This is a genomic window from Actinomadura scrupuli (assembly GCF_050971785.1).
Lineage (GTDB): Bacteria > Actinomycetota > Actinomycetes > Streptosporangiales > Streptosporangiaceae > Actinomadura_E > Actinomadura_E scrupuli.
On the sequence record NZ_JBPCCU010000007.1, the window covers coordinates 185,453 to 201,564 of the forward strand.

A 16,112-nucleotide genomic window follows, 5' to 3' on the forward strand; every position below is an offset into this window, starting at 1 on the left:
GCCGGTCACCCCAGCACGAGGTCGGCCAGCACCGGCCGGTGGTCGGTGGCCGCCGCGTAGTCGGCGGCCAGCTCGGGCTCGGCCGGCACCCCGCAGCCGGCCACCGTGATGGCCCGGTCGGCGAAGACGCCGTCGATGCGCTTGACCGGGCGCCGCGCCGAGTAGGTGTCGGTCTCCCCCGCGGGCGCCACCGCGCAGGCGTCCTGGAACGTCCGCGCGAGGATGCCCCAGGCCGGCCCCAAGGGCTCCTCGTTGATGTCGCCGGCCAGCACGACGGGGGCCGAGAAGGACCGGCGCACCCGGTCCAGCAGCGCGATCACCTCGCCCACGTGCGCCCGGCGGGGGGTGTCGGCCAGGTCGAGGTGGGTGCTGGCGGCGACGAGCCGGGCCCCGTCGATCTCGACCACCGCGATCGCCAGGGCCCGCCGGTGCAGGCCGGGCACCCGGGTCAGCAGGTGGTACTCGTCGTGCAGGACCTGGACGCGCGGCCCCGCCAGCACGGCCAGGCCGGCGGTCCGCCGGCCCGACGCCACCGTCAGGCCGCACGCCTCGGCCAGCCGCTCCCGCTTCGCCTGCCAGCCGAGGAAACGGGGCACCTCCTGCAGGCACACCAGATCCGGCCGGCAGCCCCGCAGGACCCGCGCCACCGCGTCACCGTCGTCGCGCAGCGCCCGCACGTTGTACCCGACGAGCCGTATCTTGGTCACCCGCCACCTCCTGGTCCGCCGCTCATCCGTGTCCGCCGGCCCGTCCGGGCCGGCCGCCGGAGCCGCTAGATCCGCGCGAGGTCCGCCGCCCCGACGATGCCCGCCGACGAGCCCAGCTCGGCGATGCGGATGTCGGCCTTGACGCGGTGGCCGCGGCCGGTGAGCGAGTTCGCGAAGGCGGCGCGGATGGGCTCCAGCAGCAGGTCTCCGGCGTCCGACAGCCCGCCGCCGATGATGAAGGCGCCCGGATCGAGGATGGCGGCCAGGTCCGCGAGGCCCTGACCGGTCCACTGCGCGATCGTACGGAAGCACTCCAGGGCCGCCGGATCGCCCTCCCGGGCCGCCTGGGTGATCTCCGGGCCGCTGATGCCCTCGGGCGCGCCGTTGCCGAGCTCCAGGAGCCGGGCGGCCATCGCGGGGGCGACCCTGGCCAGGTCACGGGCCTCGTGGACGAGGGCGTTCCCGCTGGCGTACTGCTCCCAGCAGCCGCGGTTGCCGCAGCCGCAGCGGCGCCCGTCGGGGACGACCCGCACGTGGCCGAACTCCGCGCCGATGCCGAACCGGCCCCGGTAGAGCTTGCCGTCGACGATGATGCCGCCGCCGATCCCGGTGCCGAGCGTGATGCAGACGAGGAACTCCTGACCCCGTCCGGCACCGAACCGCGCCTCCCCCCAGGCCATGGCGTTGCCGTCGTTCTCCACCACGACCGGCAGGCCGACCCGGCTCTCGACCTTCTCCTTGATGGGCTCGTCGCGCCAGGCCAGATTGGGGGCGAACAGCACCGTCGAACGGGTCTCGTCCACGAAGCCCGCCGCGCCCAGCCCCACCGCGACCACGTCGTCGAACTTGCTCTTGAGCAGGTCGACGACCTCGGCGATGACCTCGGCCGTCTCCTTGGGGTTGGTGGAGGGCGTGGGACGCCTCACCTTCTCCAGGATGTGCCCATGCTCATCGACCACGCCCGCCGCGACCTTGGTCCCGCCGACGTCCACACCGATGGTCAGCGTCATGGGCTCTCCTCCTCATCCCGGGCGAGTGGTTCACCCTCGCCCGGCTCCGTGCCAGAGGCTCAGCCGGTCGGCCGGCCGAGCGTGTTTCCGCGCTGACGTGGTCAGCCGCTGTCGGTGGGGTCCGCGCCGGGACCGGGACGTTCCTCCCGGGGCCGCGGGGGCGCGGGGGTGGCACGCTCCCGCCGGGCGGCGGTGTCCTGGGGCGGTCCGTCGAACGCGGACAGCGTCTCCTGCAGGGCCGTGAACAACGAGCGGCCGGCGTCCATCGCCTGCTCGGTCAGGCCGGGGCCGGACGTCCGGGCCGCGGCGATGGCCCGGCAGACCGGGCAGTACTGGCACTCGGGAGCACCGGTGGCGATGTGCGGAGCAGGAGCCTCGTAGGTGGCCTGGCCCCAGACGTCGCCCGGCTCCGGGCGGGGCCGGGCGGGGCCGCCGTCGCGGATCCGGCGGCGCAGCACCCCGAAGAGCTTCACGGCCTCATCGAGGACATAACCCGGCTGCTCGGTCATCGCCACATCATCTACTCATCTAGTTCGGTCGTCGGCGTGACACCGTACCGCCCCCTCGGCGATACCGGCTGGTACGTCAGCGTTCGACGTGTCGCTTCAGTCCCTTCAACGCCGCGTCGATGATTATCTTCTCCGCCTTGCGCTTGAACATGCCGATCATGGGAATCTTGATGTCCACGGTGAGCTCGTAGGTCACCCGGGTCGCCCCGCCGGCCGTGTCCTCGAGCCGGTAGGAGCCGGTCATCCCGGAGAGCATCGCGCCGGGGGCGGCGAGGTTCCACCGGACGGCGTCGTCATCGTCCCAGTCGTAGGCCAGAACATAGGTGTCCTTGATCGGCCCGGCCTCGAGAGTGAAGCGCACCTGGTCCGCGCGCCCGTCCGCGCCCTCCGCCACCACCTCGGCGGACTTGATGCCCTCGGCCCAGGTCGGATAGGCGGGGAAATCGGCGATGATCGTCATGATCTCCGACTTCCCGGCGTCGATCTCGATGCTGGAGCTGGTCCGGTCCGCCATCGCCACGTTCCCTTCGGCTGGTTCCGCAAGCGGCCCGATCAGCGGGCCCCGTTCCTCTCACTCCGCGGTCTCGTACCGCGGGGCGTCCTACTGCCAGTTCAAGACGTAGGGCGTTCCGTTGGCCCGGAAATGCCCGACGTTGATGCACTCCGTACGCCCGATCCGGGTCCGCCGCACGAGCGGCTGGTGGACGTGGCCGAACAGCACGTAGCGAGGCTGAGTCTCCCGGATCAGCTGCAGCACCGCCTCACTGCCACGCTCGAACCGGCGCGCGACCGTGTCGTACAGCAGCTCGGGCACGGCGGGCGGGATGTGACAGCACAGCACGTCCACCTTGCCGACCGCGGCGACCTTCTCCGCGTAGGCCTCGTCGTCGAGCTCGTACGGGGTGCGGTACTCGGTGCGCAGGCCGCCGCCGACGAAGCCGAAGGTACGGCCGCCGATCTCGGCCACCTCCCCGTCGAGCACCCGGTGGCCGTCCCGCAGATGGTCGCCCCACAGCCGCGGGACGTCGACGTTGCCGTAGGTGAGGTACGCGGGCGCGGGCATCACCGTGAACAGCGCGGCGTACTGGCGGCGGACCGCCTCCTCGATGTGCGGCCACGCGGGGCCGTCCAGCGAGCTCCACATGCGCCGGGAGAAGTCGCGCGCGTCGTCGAAGCGCTTCTGCGTCCGCAGCGTGATGAAGTGGTCGGCGTTGTCCTGGCCGAACAGCTCCGCGAAGATGCCCTGCCCGTGGTCCTCGTAGTCGACGAACAGGATGAGATCACCCAGGCAGATGAACACGTCGGCGCCGTCACCGGCACGAGCGAGCGCCTCCACATTGCCATGCACGTCGCTCACTACATGGATCCGCATGAACCAACCCTAAGCGACTCAGGTATCGGCAGACCGGGCGAAGCCGGACGGAGAAACCCCGTGGGCGCAGGGGTTCCGGGGGCCGGGCGGTGGCCTGCGGCGATCGGAATCCCGCCGCGATCGCCCGGGCTCCGGCGCCGGGAGGAGACGTCCATGGGCAGCGATGGTACGACGGTCACGTGATCGTCGCTTGCGGGCGTCAACCCGCCGCCGCGATCAGGGCACGCCACTCGCGCACCAGCCCGGCGCTCACCGGCCGCTCCCAGGAGCGGTCCGGCCGCACCGCACCGCCGACGTGGAAGGAGCTCACCCCGGCGGCGGCCAGCGGCGCGACGTGCTTGCGGCGCAACCCGCCGCCGGCCATGACCAGCCCGGCCGGGCCGGTGCTCTCCGCCGCCCGCCGCACGAGCGCGCCCACGCCGGCGTCGACCCCCGCCGGCGCGCCCGCGGTCAGGACGGCGTCCAGCCCCGGCAGGTCCCGTACGATGCGCCACGCCGCCTCCTGGTCGGCCGCGTGGTCGATCGCGCGGTGGAAGGTCCAGGGCAGCGGGGCGATCACGGCGACGAGCTTGGTGGTGGCACCGACGTCGATCTGCCCCTCGGAGTCGAGGAAGCCGAGCACGAAACCGTCCGCCCCAGCCGCCGCCAGGCTCTCGGCGGCCCGGCGCAGCCGGTCCAGTTCCGCGCCGCTGGTGCGGAACCCCGTGTTGGCCCGCAGCATGATCCGCAACGGCAGCGACGTGACCTGCCGCATCTCGGCGACGACGACCGGGTCGGGGGTGAGGCCGTCCGCGGCCATGTCCGCGACGACCTCCAGCCGGTCGGCCCCGCCCTCCTCGGCGGCACGGGCGTCCGGGGCGGTCAGTGCGATGACTTCGAGCAGTGGCATGCGGTCCCCCGATTCTTCCTGGTCAAGGGTAGGGCACCGGTTCCGGCCCATACCTTGACGGGACCTACGCTTGACGCGACCGTTAGCAAGGCGGGGAACGAGACGTGTGTCACCGGGTAATGCCTACCGATCGGTAGATAAACGCGGTAACGTCCCGATCCACCCCGGCCCAGCGCAGTGTGTGCCGTGCTCGACGAGGAGTGAGTGTGCGCGAGTTCAGTGTCCCCGCCCTGGTGGACCTGCCCGATTCCGCCAACCTGACCGACGCGCCTTTCACCTGGGCCGACGACGACCCCGGGCAGGTCATGTTCCGCCGCAACGACGGCGGCGTGTGGAGCGCGGTGACCGCCGCCGGGTTCCGCGACGAGGTCGTGCGGACGGCCAAGGGCCTCATCGCGGCGGGCGTCGAGCCCGGTGACCGCGTCGCGCTCATGTCGCGCACCCGGTACGAGTGGACGCTGCTGGACTACGCGATCTGGACGGCGGGCGGCGTGACCGTCCCGATCTACGAGACCTCCTCGGCCGAGCAGGTCGAGTGGATCATCGGCGACTCGGGCGCCACGGCGGTGTTCGCCGAGACGGCCGAGCACGAGGCCACCGTCGCGTCCGTGCGCGGCCGGCTGCCGGAGCTGACCCGGATCTGGGGCATCGACGCCGGTGCCGTGGAGACCCTCGGCGAGCAGGGTGCCGCGATCACCGATGAGACCGTCGAGGAGCGGCGCCGGACGCGGCAGGCCGCCGACACCGCCACCCTGGTCTACACCTCGGGCACCACCGGCCGGCCCAAGGGCTGCGAGCTGACCCACGGCAACCTCGTCTCGACCGCGCGCAACGCCATCCAGGGCGCGCTGGCGGAGGTGACCGTGGCGGGCAGCTCGACGTTGCTCTTCCTCCCCCTCGCGCACGTGTTCGCCCGCCTCATCCAGGTCGCCTGCGTCGAGGGCGGCATCACCCTCGGCCACAGCGACGTGCAGAGCCTGCTGCCCGACCTGGCGTCCTACCGGCCGACGTTCCTGCTGGCGGTGCCCCGCGTCTTCGAGAAGGTCTACAACGGCGCGGAGCAGAAGGCCGCCGCGGCGGGCAAGGGCAAGATCTTCCACGCCGCCGCGGACACCGCGATCGCCTACAGCAGGTCGCTGGACACCGGCGGCCCCGGCACGGCGCTCAAGCTCAGGCACCTGCTGTTCGACCGCCTGGTGTACCGCAAGCTGCGGGCGGCCGTCGGCGGCCGGGTCAGCTTCGCCGTCGCCGGCGGCGCGGCCCTCGGCGAGCGCCTCGGCCACTTCTTCCGGGGCGTCGGCATCGTGATCCTGGAAGGCTACGGCCTGACCGAGACCACCGCCCCGGCCACCGTCAACCGCCCCGGCGCGATCAAGATCGGCACGGTCGGCCGGCCCATCCCGGGGGTCACCGTGCGGATCGCCGAGGACGGCGAGGTGCTGGTCCGCGGCATCAACGTCTTCGCCGGCTACTGGCACAACGACGCCGCCACCAAGGAGTCCCTCGAGGAGGGCTGGCTCCGCACCGGTGACCTCGGCACCCTCGACGCGGAGGGCTACCTCCAGATCACCGGGCGCAAGAAGGAGATCCTGGTCACCGCGGGCGGCAAGAACGTCGCCCCGGCGCCCCTGGAGGACCGCGTCCGCGCCAATCCGCTGATCAGCCAGTGCCTCGTCGTCGGTGACGGCAAGCCCTTCGTCGGCGCCCTCATCACCCTCGACCCCGAGGCCCTGGAGCCGTGGAAGAAGGCGCACGGCAAGCCCCCCGAGACGACCGTGGCGGAGCTCCGCCACGATCCCGAGATCGTCGCCGAGCTCGACGCGGCCGTCGCCGCGGCGAACACCAGCGTCAGCAAGGCCGAGAGCATCAAGAAGTACCGCGTGCTCGACGTGGACTTCACCGAGGAGTCCGGGCACATGACGCCCAGCATGAAGATCCGCCGGCATGTCGTGGTCAAGGACTTCGCCGCCGAGATAGCGGCGCTGTACTCCTAGCCCGGCGTCTCCGGGCCCGCCCGCCTCCGGGCCTGCCCGTCTCCGGTCCCGGCCGCCTCCGGGCCCGCCGGTGCGGAGGCGGGGTACCGCGTGCGCCCGCCTGGGTAGGGCAGACCGGGTCGGACCGTCATCGAGGAGCGAGATCTCATGCGCATAGTGATCGCAGGCGGGCACGGGAAGATCGCGCTGCGGCTGGAACGGCTGCTCGCCGCCCGCGGCGACGACCCCGTGGCCCTGATCCGCAATCCCGACCACCGGCAGGACGTGGCACGGACCGGCGCCCGGCCCGTCGTCTGCGACCTGGAGCAGGTCAAGGCCGACCAGGTCGTCGCGCACCTGCGCGGCGCCGATGCCGTGGTCTTCGCCGCCGGCGCGGGGCCGGGCAGCGGCGCGGCCCGCAAGTTCACCGTCGACCGGGACGCCTCCGCGCTGCTGGCGGACGCCGCGGAGCAGGCCGGCGTCGCGAGGTTCGTGCAGATCTCGACGATGGGCGCGGGCAGGCCGCCGGCACCCGGTGGCGACGAGGTCTGGGCCGCCTACCTCCAGGCGAAGACCGAGGCGGAGGACGACCTGCGGGCCCGTGACCTCGGCTGGACGATCCTGCGGCCCGGCGGCCTCACCGACGAGCACGGCACCTGGCGGGTCGCCCTCGCCGGGCCACGGCTGCCGCGCGGGTCGGTGACCCGCGACGACGTCGCCGCCGTGATCGTGGCACTGCTGGACACGCCGGGCACCGATCACCTCACGCTGGAGCTGACCAACGGCGAGGTGCCGGTCACCGCGGCGGTGCGGGCCGTCGCCCGGGGAGCGGGCGCCTCGTGATCGTCCGGTCCGGGCGTGCCCGGACCGGAGCTCACACGGGGATGCTCAGCAGGTCGTCGCCGTTGGAGAGCCGTACGACGAAGCGGGTGATGTCCGCGGGGGGCGAGGCCACGCCGCCGTGGACCACCAGGTGCGCGGGCGAGCCGGGCACGCCGTATCCCTTCGGCGGGACCGCCCAGCCGGACACCACGCGCTTGCGGCCGTTCTTGGTGATGGCCACCAGCTCGCACTCCAGGGGGCCGCGGATACCGGCGAGGTCCAAGGACACCTGGGTGCCCCACATCTTGCCCTCCAGCGCCACGGTGCCGGAGGCGCCCGTGGCCTGGTTGGTCGCCGAGCGCTGCTCGCCGGGGCCGAGCTGCCCCGCGACGGGCGGCCGGGCGTCGTCCGGTCCGCCGGTCAGGGCGATGCCGGCGGTGACGCCGCCCGCCAGCAGCACCACGGCGGCGGCGGCGCCGAGCATGACCCGGGCCCGCCTGCTGTGGCGGTCGGCGGCCTTCCGGCGGCGCATCATGCCCACCAGGTCGTCGGGAACGTGATTTTCGGGGAGGCCGGGCTCCACCCCCATGAGCAGGCTGTGCAGGCCCGCGAATCCGGCCAGCTCGGCGGCGCACGACCGGCAGCGGCTCAGGTGCGCCTCGAAGGCCCTGCGGTCGGGCTCCTCGAGGAGGCCGAGGGCGTAGGCGCCCACGTCAGTGTGCTTCACCTCGGGGTTCACCCCTGAACCCCTCTCTCCTCGAGCGCGACCCGCAGCGCGCGGAGCGCGTAGTACACCCGGGACTTCACCGTGCCGACCGGCACGCCCAGCACCTGTGCGGCCTCGTTCACGGTACGGCCGCGCAGGACCGTCTCGGTCAGCGCCTCCCGGTGCGCCGCCGAGAGCGCCTTGAGCGCCTCGGACACGACCACTGTGCGCAGGAGGTCCTCCATGCCGTCGGGGATCTGCAGATTCTCCAGGGGGCCTTCGCCCGCCTCCTTCGGCCTGGCCTCCTTCCGCCGTTGATGATCGATAACGATACGGCGAGCGACGGTCGCCAGCCAAGGCATCAGCGATTCCGCGTCCGGGTCGAGACGGTCCATGCTCCGCCATGCCCGGATCATCGTCTCCTGGACGACGTCCTCCGCCCACTGCCTGTCACCCGCGGTCAGCCGTACGACGAAGGAGATCAGGGGGCGATGATACAGGCGATACAGCTCCGCCACGATCAGTTCGTCGTCGGGCTCGGAGTTCCGGCGGCGCAGCCAGGCCCGCAACCCGCGTGATCCGGGGGGTCTGCTGGAGGGGAGGCTCATCTCGGATCCGGCCGCGAGGTCTGGGAGGGGCGAGGGAGCGGTCGTGGGAACGATAGACCATGGTTCGGCCTGGAAGGCGGTGTTCTGCCGCATTGACGAAGAACCTCCACGCGGATCGGTGGCGGGGACGCGCGCCCGGTCGGTGCATACCGGGGCCGGCGCGTCCCCGCGGTCCTGGAGCCGGTCCGGCTCAGTGGCCGTGACCCGCGCCGGCATGCGGCTTCCTGGTCGTGGTGGGCGCCAGCGCCCTCTGCCGCAATGCCATCGTCGTGCCTTCCGTCGTCGTGTCGGGGAGTCGGCAGGCAGTACGGGACCGGGGTCGCGGAAGGTTCAAGGGACTGCGGGAAAACCTGGGATTCGAGGGGCCTGGGCAGGGGGCTCATCCGTCCGTGAGGCGGGCGGCGCCGCGTGGCGTCGCCACCCGGCATCTAAATGCCCCGGACGCCGCTCAGCAGCGGCGTCCGGGGCAGGTGCGGGCAGGCAGGACCGGGCAGGCGGGGCCCGTCTGGGCGGGGAACCCTCTTGCGGGGGAAAGGACGGGCCTCGGCGCGCCGCCCGGCCCTGCGAACACGGCAGACGGGTGCACGCCACTCCCGGTTCCCGCCTGCCGTGTGTCTCATCGTGACCGCTGGATCAGCAACGGCGACCGCGGTTGATGCACCACGTGGCCCGGTTCATCAGCCGGGCCGGCATCACGTTCTCGAAGTCGCCGTGGTCGGTGATCGGGCTGTGCACCTGCTCGGGGAAGCTGTCCAGCGCGATGGCCCGGCTCTGCGCCTGGCGCACGTTGTAGGTCAGGACCATGCGCAGCTGCGGCACCGCGGTGAGGCCGGTGGCACAGGCTCCGGTGGCCGCGTCGGGGAAGACGATGTGGGTGCGGTGGTTGGCGCTGTCGATGCTCTTGCCGTCCCAGCAGCTCGCGAAGTCCAGGATGCGCTGCACCTGGCTGCCGCGCGGGCACACCGGGTACTTGGTCGTGATCCGGTTGGTGAAGCCGGTGCACGTCCACTGGGCCCGGGCGTTGGTGGGGCCGTTGGTGAAGGACTTGGCGTCACCGGTGATCACGCGCAGGAACTGCGGCATGGCCTTGACCTTGCTCACCGCGTTGCCACGGAACTGGAGGGTCACCGAGGCCGGCTGGAGGATCGTGCCGTTGTTGCCGTCCTGGCCGGAGGTGTCGCCGGGCGTGGTCACCCGCAGGACCGGCCAGAAGTAGACCGATTTGTCCCCACCCGAGCAGGTGGTGCCGGCCGCCAGCAGGGTCTGGTCGGTGGAGAAGCCGTCCGTGCTCAGGTTGCCCACGTAGTCATGGGTGTGGTGGGCGCCGTTGGAGACCCCGGGCGCGACGATGAAGTTGTCGGGGTTGCGGTGGCCGTTCTGGTTGCGCCCGCAGCGCGAGACGAACGTCCCGCGCGAGGCCCCGCGGCCCGGCCGTACCCCGTTCCGCTTCGGCGGGACCTGTCTGATGTCGATGAAGTCGGCGGGGGTCGGCCCGGTCGGGGCCGCGGTCGGGGCGGCGGTGGGAGCGGCGGCGGTGGCGCTCGGCTGCGCCGAGGGTGCGCCGGACGGGTCGGCCGACGGATCCGCCGAGGGGTCGGCGGACGGATCGGCCGGGGGGACGCCGGATGGGTCGGCCGACGGATCCGCGGACGGATCACCGGGCGCCGCGTGCGCGTGCGAGACGGCCGCGACGCGTACCGGCGCGGAGCCGGACAGCGGAACGGTCGCCGCCGCGATGGTCAGAACCGGCAGTCCCAGCAGGACCGCGAAGAAGAAGTCGTTTCGTCGCACGAATGTCTCACCCTTTGCGATGTGTTCAGGTAGGGGGCTCGGCTAGCGGAGAGCCGAGTAGTCGACCAGGCCGGTGCTCTCCAGATAGGTCATATGGCGCAGCACGAACGTCATGCAGCGCTCGGCGAACGACCGGATGACGCTGTTGCGCGTGGCCGCGCGGACCTGCGCGATGATGCCGAACACCTTGCCGTGTGCGGCACGCAGCCGGTACACGAACGTCCGGTCGTAGTCATCGCCCGACTTGCCGGTCAGCTCCGCCATCCAGCTCTGCTGATCGGCGTTCGGCGCGCTGGGCAGCACGACCCCCAGCTGGCTCGCCACGCCGCGCACGTCGTCGTCGAGGATGCCGTGCTCCGCCGCGATCCGGCGGCCGATGTCCTTGACCTTCTCGCTGCTCGCCCGCTGCTGGGCCTGCTGTCCCGTCGGCATCTCCCAGAGCCCGGCCTGACGGACCTTGACCAGCAGCACCCGGTCACCGTCGTCGAGCGGGCCCCAGCGCGTTTCGGTCTGCCCTCCCCTGGTCTCACCGTCGGCGGGAGTGACGGGGGGACGCAGGATGGCATAGAACGTGGCCGCGACGAGGATCAGGCACGCGCTGATCGTCAGGAACTGGCGAAATCCCGGGCGCCTGATACGGAGACGGCCCACGCGCCAGACCCGGCGTCTTCCACCGGTTCCCAGGCCCGCGACGCTCACGGGCTCTCCACCAGCCCATAGACCATGACTACGTTCCTTTCTTTCCGGGGCGTCGAGCTTTGGTTGAGCTCTGGTGCGACTCGACCGCCGCGGCCGCGCATTTCACCCAGTGGTACGCGGCGCCCGGCCGCCGGGGTTCAGCGGGATTCGCGATTTTTCGACCAGAATCTTTTGTTCTCCTGGCTCTCAGGGATCACCGCAGGTGGCGGCGCCGCCTGCTGCGTCACGAGCCGCAGGGCGAGGGCCGGGCACATCGCGACGGCACGCTGGGCGCCGCGCTCGACCCACGTGGGCATGGGGGTGTTGAGCACCACCGGGTACCCGTGCCGGTCCAGGTGGACGATCTCGGGCGCCACGAAGGCGCACACGCCGTGCCCCTCGCAGCGGGACCAGTCGATCGTCAGCCGGGCGGTCGCGTCCACCGGCGGCATCGGGAACACGGGAGTCTTGGAGAGCCCGCAGGTGCCGTGGTCGCGGTGGGTCGCGATGTCCCCGGAGAACACCTCCAGGGCCGACAGCACGAAACGCGCGGTGCCGTCCGGGTGGCTGCATGCGCCGCGGCCCCGGCCGATGCCCACCGCCCGCCGGACGGCGGCGACACCGCCCGATCCGTCGGCCAGCGCGGTCAGCGAGCGCACGATGTCCGGCAGCCCCATCCGGCACGGGCCGCACTGCCCGGAGGACTCGGCCGCCAGGTAGGCGGAGATCCTGATGACCTCGGCCAGCGGGCAGGTCCCCTGGCCGAGGGGCAGGATGATCCCGGCGCCCAGCGAGCCGCCCACGGCCTCGAGCCCGGCCCGCGAGAGCGCCGTGAGCGCCACCGCCTCCGGCCGCAGCCAGGCCCCGTGGTAGCCGCCGACGAGCAGTCCCTGGCCGGGGTCCGCGCCGCAGGCATCGAGCACGGCACTGAGCGGGGTGCCCGCGGGCGCCTCGACCACGGTGCCGCCGCCCACGGTGAGCAGGACCGTGCCCGGCTCCTGGGGGGTACCGACCGAGGAGTAGAGGTCGGAGCCGAGCGAGGCCAGCACCGCCAGTTGCGCGAAGGTCTCGGTGTTGGACAGCAGCGTCGGCTTGCCGTCCACCCCGGAGTTGCTGGCCCGGACCTTGCGGCCGGGCGGGATCGGCACGTCGCCGTTGGCCGCGCGCACCAGGGCGCCGCCCTCGCCGGAGATGAAGCGCTCGACCAGGGGGGCGATCCGGGCCGGCACGGGCAGCTTGCGCTCGGCGAGGGCCGCGCGGATGGACCGGTCGGCCGGGGTGTCCTCGACGACCCCGATGACGATCTCCTCCGCCCGCAGGGCCCTGGCGGTGAGCACCGCGCCGTCCAGCACCAGGTGCGGGGCCCGGGTGAGCAGCAGCGCGTCCTTGGCGCTCCCCGGCTCGCCCTCGGCACCGTTGACCATGACCACGGTGGGCCGGCCCGCCTCCGCGCTGCGGCTGACGGCGGCGAGCTTGGTGCCGAACGGGAAACCCGCACCACCCCGGCCACGCAGGTCGACCCCCTCGACCAGCTGGATGAGATCACCCAGTGACAGCTGGTTCAGGCGTCCGTGCATGGCGCGGTGGCGCTCCAGGTCCAGCCGCTGGAAGCGGTCGAAACCCATGGTGAGCCGGGGTGTTCCCAGGACGACGACCGAAACCGTCATCGTTGCGCCATCCGCTGTCGCTCGGCGACGGGAGCGGGCTCCTCGACCTCGTCCTCTGCGCGCATCGGCTCGGTCGGGTTGACCACCAGCACCACCCGGGTCAGCAACGCCAGCCCGACGATGACCAGGGAGAGGACGTACCCCCAGGTGACCCAGCCCGCCGGATGCCGGCCGGCGACCAGGCCGTGCACGATGGCCACCGGCCACGCCACGTAGGCGACGGCGTGCAGCGCCCGCCACAGCCCCGGCCGGGAGCTGTCGGCGAACCACGCGCGCATGATCCCGGTGGTCATGATCAGCAACATGAGGTCGAAGGCGAGGGCGCCCAGGCCCAGCGCGGTCGGCCGGAAGACGACCGCGTCGGCCGCCTTGGCATGGTTGGTGAGGATCTTGACCACCAGGTGGGCCACCAGGAAGGCCATGGTGGCCATCGAGATGGCCCGGTGCACCGCCTGCGCGAGCACGCGGTGCCCGATGCGCAGCAGGATGCGGTCCGTCGCGAGCAGGCCCACCATGATCGTGATGCTCATGCCGACCAGGGCGAAGACCCCGGCGTAGAAGGCCATGAAGCGCTGCAGGGCGGCCGCGGCGGTCGCTCCCGGCGGGGTCGCCGTCACCACGAGCAGGATGAGGAAAGCGCCCCCCAGGGTGGGCAGCGCCCAGCCTGGCAGGCTGGATCGGTCCTTGCGTTGGGTGTCCACCTACAGATCTCCTGTCATGTTCACGGGGAGCCGGGGGTCGGCGTGGGCAACGGCGTGAGCGTGATCTTCGGCACCGGCGGCGGATCCGCGGGGCCGAAGTTCTCCAGGCCGACGCCGGGCATCACCTGCTGGATCCCCCGCTCGGCCCAGCCGATCATCGGCTGCGCCTTCTCCCGGAAGGTCCAGCCGCCCATCGTGACGCCGTTGAAGGGCAGGTCTCCAGCCCCCTGCCGCAGCCCGAACCGCACCTGCGGCCGGGCGGCCGCGGCGCCTCCGCACGGGCGGTCGACGCCGACCCGCCCGAGGAGGTCACCGCGCTTGACGACGGCGCCGTCACGCACTCCGGTGATCTTTGTCAACTGGTAGTACTCGGAAGCCAGTCCGTTGTCATGAATGATCATCAATAGCCCCCCGCCGGCGGCGGTGGTGCAGAACCTGTAGAGCCGGCCGTCACCCGCGGCCAGTACCCGGCCGTCGCCCCCCTGGAAGGCGACGACACCGAGCGGACGGGCCCCTCGGGTCGACGCGGTCATCGTCCAGGAGTCACCCTGCCGCCAGGGCAGCATGAGCTTGGTGGGATGGGCCGGGCCCACGCTGAACCGGGCCAGGGCCCGGATCTCCGCGGCGGGCAGGAGTTTCGTGGGCACCCGCCGCAGCAGTGCCCTGAACTCCTCCGTGCCCGACAGGCCCACCTGCCAGCGGCTTCCCGACCAGCGCGCCAGGAACAGCGCCACCTGGGGCATCGCCGACTGCTTGGCGGGCACCGGAATGGCGGTCGTGCCGAACGCCCACGTCCGGTCGCTGGTGAACCGGGTGGCGCCCACCAGGGGTGCCGCGCTCGGCTTCACCCCATAGGCCTGCCGGGCCGCGCCCCCGCGCTCGGTCAGGGTGAGCGACCTCACCTGGCCGTTCAGGGTCGACAGCACCGGCTGCGCACGACGAGGCGTCGGAGTGCCCCGGGTCGCCTTGGGACCGTCTGGCGGTCTTACGGCCCGGGGCAGGCTGGCGCCCGCCTCCGCGCTCGCGGCACCGCCGGTGAGCAGTGCCCGTTCCACAATGGCCGCTAGTGCGAAGCCGACCACAACGACCATGACCGTCCCGGTCATGGCCACCCGGTCCACCACGTTGACGTTCACCGTGGCGGCGCGGGTCTGCCGTCCTTGGCGTCTCATCCTCCTCCTCCACTTAGGCGGAGTCATCAGTGACGCGGTCCCTCAGCACGGCGGGACGGTGACCCGTCTCGCCGTGTGCTCCCTGAGGCGTCATGGCGTCCCCGGGTGATCACCCGGGGACGTCTCAACAGCGGCGAGCATATGCCCCAGTAGCCACTTTGATGCTGGAAAGTTACAAAAATTCCGAGTGATATTTGCGGCTAAGTAGAGAACTTGCGGGGAACGGCTACCCGGCGGCCTCGATGATGCCACCGCGGCGGCCCCGCGACCAGAGGTCTGCTCAACCTGAACCGGCGAGCGGGTGCTCCGCCGGCCCGCCCGGCCCGCCCCCGTCCAGGAGCGCGCCGAGACGGTGCGCCTGGCGCTCCCAGGTCCACTCACGCTCCACCCAGGAACGGCCCTTCTCGCCGAGCGCACGGGCCCGTACGGGATCGCGCAGCAGGCCGCTCAGGGCCTCCGCGACGGCGTCGCCGGACCGCCCGGGGACGACCAGGCCGGTCTCCCCCTCCAGCACGGCGTCCGGCGCGCCGCCCGAGTCGCCCGCGACCACCGGCAGCCCGGTGGCCGATGCCTCCAGATAGACGATGCCGAGCCCTTCCACGTCCAGACCGCGGCGCCTCGTCCGGCAGGGCATGGCGAAGACGTCACCGGCGTCGTAGTGCGCGGGCAGCTCCGACCAGGGCACTCCACCGGTGAACCGGACCGAGCCGGTCAGCCCGGCCTCGGCGGTGAGCCGCTCCAGATCCCTCCGGTAGGGGCCGCCGCCGACCAGCAGCAGGGCCGCGTCCGGGACGGCGCGCAGCACCCGCGGCCAGGCCCGGATCAGCGTGTCCTGGCCCTTGCGCGGCACCAGCCGGGACACGCAGACGACCACCGGCCGGCCGGTGAGGCCGTGCCTGGCCCGGATCTCCGCGCCCCCGGCACCGGGCCGGAACAGCGACTCGTCCACGCCGGGCGCCAGCCGGGCCATCCGGGCCGCCGCCGCCGGGGACAGCACGGGCGCCATCCGGGAGCGGGTGTACTCCCCCAGGTAGGTCAGCACGTCCACGCCGTCGCCGATGCGGCGCAGCAGCGACCGGGCCGCCGGCAGCTGGGCCCAGCCCGTCTCGTGCCCATGGGTCATCGCGACGAAGCGCTCCACCCCGTACCGCCGCCGCAGTGCCGGGGCCAGCAGGCCGAGCGGCGCCGCCGCCCCGAACAGCACCGAGTCGCAGCCCTCCGCACGGGCGATCCGGCCGGCCCGGCGCAGCACCCCCGGCCCGGGCAGCATCAGCGAGGTCGGGTGCCGTACGACCGGGAAGGGCTGGCCGGCGTCGAACGCCTCGGCGCCCTTCCAGGAGGGGGCGTAGACGACCACCGAACCGGGCGGCCTGCGCAGCGCGAGGTTGTGCACGAACGCCTGGATGCCGCCGGGCCGCGGGGGGAAGTCATTGGTGATCACGAGCGTCTTGGTCATCGCACCTCAGCATCGCACGCGCACGACGGAAGGCCTGCCGCCGGGCAACCC

Annotated in this window: 16 protein-coding genes; 2 read left to right on the forward strand and 14 right to left on the reverse strand. The window is 72.6% G+C overall.

Features of this window, described 5'->3' with window-relative positions:
- Positions 1–5: 5 nt before the first annotated feature.
- The 6 genes from ACRYCC_RS29215 to ACRYCC_RS29240 all read right to left on the reverse strand — a co-directional run bounded on the left by ACRYCC_RS29215 (position 6) and on the right by ACRYCC_RS29240 (position 4,487).
- Positions 6–707 (reverse strand): endonuclease/exonuclease/phosphatase family protein, encoded by a 702-nt coding sequence (locus tag ACRYCC_RS29215; RefSeq protein WP_433816931.1) that lies wholly within the window; start codon positions 705–707, stop codon positions 6–8.
- Between the two features lie 65 nt (positions 708–772).
- Positions 773–1,717, reverse strand: coding sequence for an ROK family glucokinase (locus ACRYCC_RS29220; RefSeq protein ID WP_433816932.1), 945 nt, complete (start codon positions 1,715–1,717; stop codon positions 773–775).
- Between the two features lie 101 nt (positions 1,718–1,818).
- Positions 1,819–2,226, reverse strand: coding sequence for a hypothetical protein (locus ACRYCC_RS29225; protein WP_433816933.1), 408 nt, complete (start codon positions 2,224–2,226; stop codon positions 1,819–1,821).
- A gap of 76 nt (positions 2,227–2,302) precedes the next feature.
- Positions 2,303–2,740: an SRPBCC family protein gene (locus ACRYCC_RS29230; RefSeq protein WP_433816934.1), complete on the reverse strand. Its 438-nt coding sequence runs from the start codon at positions 2,738–2,740 to the stop codon at positions 2,303–2,305.
- Positions 2,741–2,827: 87 nt separating this feature from the next.
- The gene (locus tag ACRYCC_RS29235) at positions 2,828–3,598 is read right to left on the reverse strand and encodes a metallophosphoesterase family protein (RefSeq protein ID WP_433816935.1); all 771 of its coding nucleotides are present in this window, start codon (positions 3,596–3,598) and stop codon (positions 2,828–2,830) included.
- A gap of 199 nt (positions 3,599–3,797) precedes the next feature.
- Positions 3,798–4,487 (reverse strand): copper homeostasis protein CutC, encoded by a 690-nt coding sequence (locus ACRYCC_RS29240; protein ID WP_433816936.1) that lies wholly within the window; start codon positions 4,485–4,487, stop codon positions 3,798–3,800.
- Positions 4,488–4,693: 206 nt separating this feature from the next.
- Here ACRYCC_RS29240 and ACRYCC_RS29245 point away from each other — a divergent pair, with 206 nt between their 5' ends.
- Together ACRYCC_RS29245 and ACRYCC_RS29250 are read left to right on the forward strand one after the other, a co-directional pair.
- Positions 4,694–6,481 carry an AMP-dependent synthetase/ligase gene (locus ACRYCC_RS29245; RefSeq protein WP_433816937.1) on the forward strand — a complete coding sequence of 596 codons (1,788 nt, stop codon included), beginning with the start codon at positions 4,694–4,696 and terminating at the stop codon, positions 6,479–6,481.
- A gap of 147 nt (positions 6,482–6,628) precedes the next feature.
- On the forward strand, positions 6,629–7,303 hold the full coding sequence (locus tag ACRYCC_RS29250) for an SDR family oxidoreductase (RefSeq protein ID WP_433816938.1): 675 nt from the start codon (positions 6,629–6,631) through the stop codon (positions 7,301–7,303).
- 31 nt (positions 7,304–7,334) lie between these two features.
- Here the strand turns inward: ACRYCC_RS29250 and ACRYCC_RS29255 are convergent, their stop codons facing one another.
- From ACRYCC_RS29255 to ACRYCC_RS29290, 8 genes are all read right to left on the reverse strand, one after another.
- Complete coding sequence (locus ACRYCC_RS29255; RefSeq protein ID WP_433816939.1) at positions 7,335–8,021, reverse strand: anti-sigma factor family protein; 687 nt, start codon at positions 8,019–8,021, stop codon at positions 7,335–7,337.
- Positions 8,018–8,596, reverse strand: a complete 579-nt coding sequence (locus ACRYCC_RS29260; protein WP_433816940.1) for a sigma-70 family RNA polymerase sigma factor — start codon at positions 8,594–8,596, stop codon at positions 8,018–8,020. The genes ACRYCC_RS29255 and ACRYCC_RS29260 overlap by 4 nt, the downstream gene beginning before the upstream one ends.
- 633 nt (positions 8,597–9,229) lie before the next feature.
- Positions 9,230–10,387 (reverse strand): DUF1996 domain-containing protein, encoded by a 1,158-nt coding sequence (locus ACRYCC_RS29265; protein WP_433816941.1) that lies wholly within the window; start codon positions 10,385–10,387, stop codon positions 9,230–9,232.
- Positions 10,388–10,429: 42 nt separating this feature from the next.
- Positions 10,430–11,038, reverse strand: coding sequence for a DUF4142 domain-containing protein (locus tag ACRYCC_RS29270; RefSeq protein WP_433816942.1), 609 nt, complete (start codon positions 11,036–11,038; stop codon positions 10,430–10,432).
- A 185-nt stretch (positions 11,039–11,223) separates the two neighbouring features.
- Positions 11,224–12,732, reverse strand: a complete 1,509-nt coding sequence (locus ACRYCC_RS29275) for an NADH-ubiquinone oxidoreductase-F iron-sulfur binding region domain-containing protein (RefSeq protein WP_433816943.1) — start codon at positions 12,730–12,732, stop codon at positions 11,224–11,226.
- Positions 12,729–13,433, reverse strand: a complete 705-nt coding sequence (locus ACRYCC_RS29280; RefSeq protein ID WP_433816944.1) for a ferric reductase-like transmembrane domain-containing protein — start codon at positions 13,431–13,433, stop codon at positions 12,729–12,731. The genes ACRYCC_RS29275 and ACRYCC_RS29280 overlap by 4 nt, the downstream gene beginning before the upstream one ends.
- 20 nt (positions 13,434–13,453) lie before the next feature.
- A complete protein-coding gene (locus ACRYCC_RS29285; RefSeq protein WP_433816945.1) occupies positions 13,454–14,605 on the reverse strand; it encodes a M23 family metallopeptidase in 1,152 nt (383 codons plus the stop codon).
- A gap of 280 nt (positions 14,606–14,885) precedes the next feature.
- Positions 14,886–16,061 carry a glycosyltransferase family 4 protein gene (locus ACRYCC_RS29290; protein WP_433816946.1) on the reverse strand — a complete coding sequence of 392 codons (1,176 nt, stop codon included), beginning with the start codon at positions 16,059–16,061 and terminating at the stop codon, positions 14,886–14,888.
- Positions 16,062–16,112 lie beyond the last annotated feature (51 nt).